At 55.2% G+C, this 6,000-nt stretch carries 6 protein-coding genes; 5 read left to right on the forward strand and 1 reads right to left on the reverse strand.

The window, feature by feature from the left end:
* Nucleotides 1–68: 68 nt before the first annotated feature.
* Genes yajC through secF form a run of 3 tightly spaced genes read left to right on the forward strand, consistent with a single transcriptional unit; the run spans nucleotide 69 to nucleotide 3,266 of the window.
* Complete coding sequence (yajC, locus tag RMS03_RS07410; RefSeq protein ID WP_310626442.1) at nucleotides 69–398, forward strand: preprotein translocase subunit YajC; 330 nt, start codon at nucleotides 69–71, stop codon at nucleotides 396–398.
* Between the two features lie 27 nt (nucleotides 399–425).
* Nucleotides 426–2,279 carry a protein translocase subunit SecD gene (secD, locus tag RMS03_RS07415; RefSeq protein WP_310626443.1) on the forward strand — a complete coding sequence of 618 codons (1,854 nt, stop codon included), beginning with the start codon at nucleotides 426–428 and terminating at the stop codon, nucleotides 2,277–2,279.
* A 30-nt stretch (nucleotides 2,280–2,309) separates the two neighbouring features.
* On the forward strand, nucleotides 2,310–3,266 hold the full coding sequence (secF, locus tag RMS03_RS07420; RefSeq protein ID WP_310626444.1) for a protein translocase subunit SecF: 957 nt from the start codon (nucleotides 2,310–2,312) through the stop codon (nucleotides 3,264–3,266).
* A 30-nt stretch (nucleotides 3,267–3,296) separates the two neighbouring features.
* Here the strand turns inward: secF and dprA are convergent, their stop codons facing one another.
* Nucleotides 3,297–4,463: a DNA-processing protein DprA gene (gene dprA, locus RMS03_RS07425; RefSeq protein WP_310626445.1), complete on the reverse strand. Its 1,167-nt coding sequence runs from the start codon at nucleotides 4,461–4,463 to the stop codon at nucleotides 3,297–3,299.
* 98 nt (nucleotides 4,464–4,561) lie between these two features.
* Here dprA and def point away from each other — a divergent pair, with 98 nt between their 5' ends.
* The gene (gene def, locus RMS03_RS07430; RefSeq protein WP_310626446.1) at nucleotides 4,562–5,068 is read left to right on the forward strand and encodes a peptide deformylase; all 507 of its coding nucleotides are present in this window, start codon (nucleotides 4,562–4,564) and stop codon (nucleotides 5,066–5,068) included.
* Complete coding sequence (locus RMS03_RS07435; protein ID WP_310626447.1) at nucleotides 5,061–5,897, forward strand: DNA cytosine methyltransferase; 837 nt, start codon at nucleotides 5,061–5,063, stop codon at nucleotides 5,895–5,897. The genes def and RMS03_RS07435 overlap by 8 nt, the downstream gene beginning before the upstream one ends.
* Nucleotides 5,898–6,000: the final 103 nt, after the last annotated feature.

Raw genomic sequence — 6,000 nt, forward strand, 5'->3', positions numbered from 1 at the left:
ACAATCCGCGCTTGGTCTGCTGGGGCGTTTTGTACCTCAGCAGCAGTCCCTCAATTTGGAGTTTGACCGTGCTGATTTCTTCTGCTTTTGCCCAAACCGCGCCTGCCGCTGCCGCAGGTGGTGACCTCATGTCGTCTCTTCAAGGCATGCTGCCTTTGGTGTTGATGTTCGTAGTCTTGTATTTCGTGATGATTCGTCCCCAAATGAAACGTCAAAAAGAACACAAAGCCATGATCGAAGCCATCGCCAAAGGCGATGAAATCGCCACAGCGGGTGGCTTGCTTGGCAAGGTGACCAAGTTGGCTGAAGCCACGGTGACCCTCGAAATCGCGGCAGGTGTGGAAGTGCAATTGCAACGCCAAGCCGTGGTGCAAGTGCTGCCCAAAGGCTCGCTGTAATCTGTAACCCCTGACGACGAAGCGACCATGAACCGTTACCCCCTTTGGAAGTACGCGATCATCGTGATCGCTTTGTTGGTGGGCAGCATTTACACGCTGCCTAATTTTTTTGGTGAAGCACCTGCGGTACAGGTGTCGCCCGCCAAGTCGTCGGTCAGGGTCGACCTCGCCGTGCAAGAGCGTGTGCAAGCCGCCCTCGCCGCAGTCAGCCTCACCCCCGATGTGGTGACGCTGGACAACGGCTCGCTCAAAGTACGCTTTGGCAGCACTGACCAACAACTCAAAGCCAAGGACGCGATACAGCTTGCCCTGGTGCCCGATGCCAACGATGCGTCATATGTGGTGGCTTTGAATTTGCTGGCGCGTTCCCCCGCTTGGTTGTCGGCCCTGCATGCGGCCCCCATGTATTTGGGCTTGGACTTGCGTGGTGGCGTTCACTTCATGTTGCAGGTCGATATGCCTGCGGCCCTCACCAAGAAGGCCGAGTCTTTAGCGGGTGACATCCGCACCGGCTTGCGCGAAAAAAACGTGCGCCACAGCGGCATCAGCCGCAACAACCAAACCATCGAGATTCGTTTCCGTGACATGGCCACGCTCGAGGCCGCACAACGCGTGATTCAAGACCAGTTCTTGGACTTGCAAACCACTGCTGCCCCAGATGGCGCTGACTTCAAACTCACCGCGGTCATCAACCCCGTGGCCGCCAAGCGTGTGCAGGAGCTTGCCATCAAGCAAAACATCACCACGCTGCACAACCGCATCAACGAGTTGGGCGTGGCTGAGCCCGTGATTCAACAACAAGGCACCGACCGCATCGTGGTGCAACTGCCGGGTGTGCAAGACACGGCCAAGGCCAAAGACATTCTGGGTCGCACCGCCACGCTGGAAATCCGCATGGTGGACGACAGTGCCGAAGCGCGCAGTGCTGAGTTTGGCAACGGCCCCGTGCCATTTGGCACCGAGCGCTTTTTAGAGCGCAGCGGCCAAGCCGTGATCGTGAAAAAGCAAGTCATTTTGACGGGCGAAAACCTCACCGACGCGCAACCCGGCTTTGACACCCAAAACCAAGAAGCGGCGGTGCACCTCACGCTCGACGCCAAGGGCGCACGCATCTTCAAAGACGTGACCCGGGAAAGCGTGGGCAAGCGCATGGCTATTCTGCTGTTTGAAAAAGGCAAGGGCGAAGTCGTCACCGCGCCTGTGATTCGCAGCGAAATTGGCGGTGGCCGTGTGCAAATCTCGGGCCGCATGAGTACCGTGGAAGCGAATGACACGGCGCTGTTGTTGCGTGCAGGCTCACTCGCCGCGCCGATGGAAATCATCGAAGAACGCACCATTGGCCCAAGCCTCGGTGCGGAAAATATCGCCAAAGGGTTTAACTCGGTCACTTGGGGCTTTGTGGCCATCACTGGTTTCATGTGCATTTACTACATGCTGTTTGGCGTGTTCTCCAGCGTGGCGCTGGCGGTGAACTTGTTGCTCTTGGTGGCGGTGCTGTCTATGTTGCAAGCCACGCTCACCTTGCCCGGCATGGCTGCGATGGCCTTGGTGCTCGGTATGGCGATTGACGCCAACGTGCTGATCAACGAGCGTGTGCGGGAAGAGTTGCGCAACGGCGCGTCACCCCAGTCGGCCATCCATGCGGGCTATGACCGTGCGTGGGCCACCATCCTCGACTCCAACGTCACCACCCTGATTGCGGGCTTGGCCTTGTTGGCCTTTGGCTCGGGCCCTGTGCGCGGCTTTGCGGTGGTGCATTGCCTCGGCATCTTGACCAGCATGTTCTCTGCGGTGTTCTTCTCGCGTGGCTTGGTCAACGTTTGGTATGGCCGCCAAAAGAAATTGCAAAGCGTGTCCATTGGCACCGTGTGGCGCGCCTGATCGCTGAGCGACAAGAAAGAGATTTGAGTCATGGAATTTTTCAAAATCCGTAAAGACATCCCATTCATGAAGCATGCGGTGGCGTTCAACGCCATCTCGTTCATCACGTTCATCGCGGCGGTGTTCTTCCTCTTTAGCCGTGGCTTGCATTTGTCGGTGGAGTTCACGGGCGGCACGTTGATGGAAGTCAGCTACAGCCAGCCTGCTGACCTGAACGCCGTGCGCGACCAAATCGCCAAGCTCGGCTTGTCAGACGTGCAAGTGCAAAACTTTGGCACCGCTCGCGATGTGATGATTCGCATGCCAGCGGTCAAAGGCCAAAGCTCAGGGCAGCAAAGCGAGCAGGTGTTGGCCGCACTCAAAACCACCGACGCCCAGGTGCAACTGCGTCGCACCGAGTTTGTGGGCCCGCAAGTGGGCGACGAGCTGGCGGTCGATGGGTTGAAAGCCCTGGCCTTTGTGGTCGTGGGCATCATGATTTATTTGGCCATGCGCTTTGAGTGGAAGTTTGCCGTGGCGGCCATCATTGCGAACTTGCATGACGTGGTCATCATCTTGGGCTTTTTCGCGTTCTTTCAGTGGGAGTTTTCGTTGCCCGTTTTGGCTGCGGTGTTGGCAGTGCTGGGCTACTCGGTGAACGAGTCGGTGGTGATTTTTGACCGTATCCGTGAGAACTTCCGTCGCTTTCGCAAGATGGACACGGTGGAGATCATCGACAACGCCATCACCTCCACCATCAGCCGCACCATCATCACCCACGGGTGTACGCAACTCATGGTGTTGTCGATGTTGTTGTTTGGGGGGGCCACGCTGCATTACTTTGCACTGGCGCTGACCATTGGCATTTGCTTTGGCATTTACTCATCTGTGTTTGTTGCGGCGGCCATTGCCATGTGGCTGGGTATTCGCTGCGAAGACCTCATCAAACACAACGCCAGCAAGGTGGTGGGTGACCCTGATGACGAGAACTCAGGCGCTGTGGTTTAGCGATTCAAGCTTTGTGAATCGCCAGCGCTGTCAAGCACGGGCCAAGCGTTGAAACAGACCACCAGGCAAGCGACCGACTTCTGCGTCAAGCTCCAAGGTCAGTAGCTGGGCCTGCAAGCTGGCCGTGTCCAGACCACACCGCGCTTGCAACGCATCCAGGCTCACGGGGGCGTAGCCCATGTGGGTGAGCAGGGGGTGTTGTGTGGGCGTGTCTGGGGTGTGTGTAGCGTCCGTGTTTGGCGCGCTGTCCAGCGCACCGCCAAACAAATCGGTTTGCGCTTGCGGCGCGAGTTGCAACTCTTCCATCACGTCTTGCGCGGTTTCGACCAACTTGGCCCCTTGGCGAATCAGCGCATGGCAGCCGTGCGATTGCGTGGCGTGGATAGAGCCAGGAATGGCCAACACTTCTTTGCCCAAATCAAGCGCCATCTTGGCGGTGATGAGCGAGCCAGATTTCAACGCCGCCTCCACCACCAAGGTGCCGAGCCCCAAGGCTGCAATGATGCGGTTGCGTTTGGGGAAGTTACCACCCAGAGGAGGTGTGCCCAAGTGGTATTCGCTGATGAGCAAACCATGCTGCGCAATCTCGCTGGCCAAGGCTTGGTGTTGGCGCGGGTACACGCGGTCTAGCCCAGTGCCTACCACGGCCACGGTGCGCCACTGTGGGTCGTCAGGCTTGCTGCTGCTCTTGCGCAATGCGCCCTTGTGCGCTGCACCATCGACACCCAAAGCCAAGCCCGAGACCACACACAAACCAGCGGCAGCCAGCGCTTCGCCAAACTGCTCGGCGGTTTGTGCGCCCTGTGGTGTGGGGTTGCGACTGCCCACAATAGCCACAGCATGGCCCAAGCGGGCTTGTGTTTGACCGGCCACGTACAGCATGAGCGGCGGGTCTGCCAGTTGCAGCAGCTCGGGTGGGTAATGCGGATCGCCTAAGGTCCACAACGCATGACGGTGCGTGTCGGGCGCGTGTGCCAACCACTGTTGGGTGCGCACACATTGCACCGCTAACTCGTTGGGCACGGCCCGCAAGGCTTGCGCTTGCTTGGCGTTCGCCACTTGGCTCAGTGTGGCTTCGGTTTGCTCGAACACGCTTTGCGGGCTACCAAAGCAGGCCAGCAGACGACGCGCCGCATCATTGCCCACACCCTCGGTCATGCTCAAGCGCAGCCATGCGCGCAACTCGTCTTTGTCCATGTGTGCCTCCTGTGGAATGTGAAAACCATTGTCAGAAGGGGTGTTAGGAATAGGCGCACCTGAAGGTCAAAAACTTCAAAAGCGGAGACAATAAAGCCATGCCCAAGTTAGACATCCTTCGATTCCCCGACCCTAAGCTCCACACGGTGGCCAAGCCCGTCAAAGAAATTGACGCGCGCATCAAGACCTTGATTGCCGACATGCTTGAGACCATGTACGACGCCAACGGCATCGGCTTGGCCGCCACACAAGTGGACGTGCACGAGCGCTTGGTGGTGATTGACACGTCCGAAGAACGCAATGAAGCGATGGTGCTCATCAACCCCGAAATCACGTGGATGGGGGACGAGCGCTTCAAAGGCGACGAAGGTTGCTTGTCTGTCCCAGGTATTTACGACGGCGTCGAGCGTGCCACACAGGTGAAGGTCAAAGCGCTGGATGAAAACGGCCAAGAGCGCACCATCGAGGCCGAAGGTTTGTTGGCCGTGTGCATCCAGCATGAGCTGGACCATTTGCTCGGCAAAGTGTTTGTGGAATACCTCTCGCCCTTGAAGCGCAACCGCATCAAAACCAAAATGCTCAAAACCCTGCGTGACGATGAATAAAGCAGGTGATTTGAAAATGCGCCCCAAAATCTCATTGAAAAAAATTGAGAGTCTTCAATTTGAGAACCCAAAAATAAAAAACACAAATAAAGTAGCAGAAGAAGCTTCGCAATATGGATTTTTCGAAAAAACTGAAGCCCCATTTCCCCCTCCTGAAAATTCAAAATTCAAATTCATAGATTTATTCGCGGGCATTGGTGGTTTTCGGTTGGCGTTACAAAATTTGGGGGGTAAATGTATATTCACAAGCGAATGGGACAAAGGCGCAAAGCAGACGTATAGCGCCAATTTTGGCGAGATACCGTTTGGAGATATCACCAAAGAGGAAACAAAGTCGTATATTCCGAATGGCTTCGATGTTTTATGTGCGGGCTTTCCTTGTCAGGCCTTTTCTATTGCTGGTAAGCGTGGTGGATTTGAAGACACGAGGGGGACATTGTTTTTTGATGTTGCTGAAATCATAAAGAGAAAACAACCCAAAGCCCTATTTTTAGAAAATGTCAAAGGACTTCGAAATCATAACCAAGGAAAAACCTTGGCAACTATTTTAAATGTCTTGAGAAATGACTTGGGTTATTTTGTACCGAATCCAGAGGTTATCAATGCCAGAGACTTTGGTGTTCCACAAAATAGAGAGAGAATTTATATTGTCGGATTCCATAAAAGTACAAAAATCACAGAGTTTAATTACCCAAAGGCAGGAAAAAAGAATGCAATTTTTTCAGACGTCAAAGAAAAAAAAGTCCCTCCGACAAAATACTTTCTCTCGACCCAATACTTGCAAACTTTAAGAAACGGCGGATTCAAGGACGAAGTGCAACAAAGATGAACTGGTTATAGGTGGCTGAGGATGCGAGAGCATCATGGCCGCTTTAACCGCCAAGTCGAAGTTGCCCAATGTACAAGCACCTCAGCCGAGAAGAACGATACCA

Origin of the sequence: Limnohabitans sp., assembly GCF_031538885.1 — a bacterium.
In the GTDB taxonomy this organism is placed as follows: Bacteria; Pseudomonadota; Gammaproteobacteria; order Burkholderiales; family Burkholderiaceae_C; genus Limnohabitans.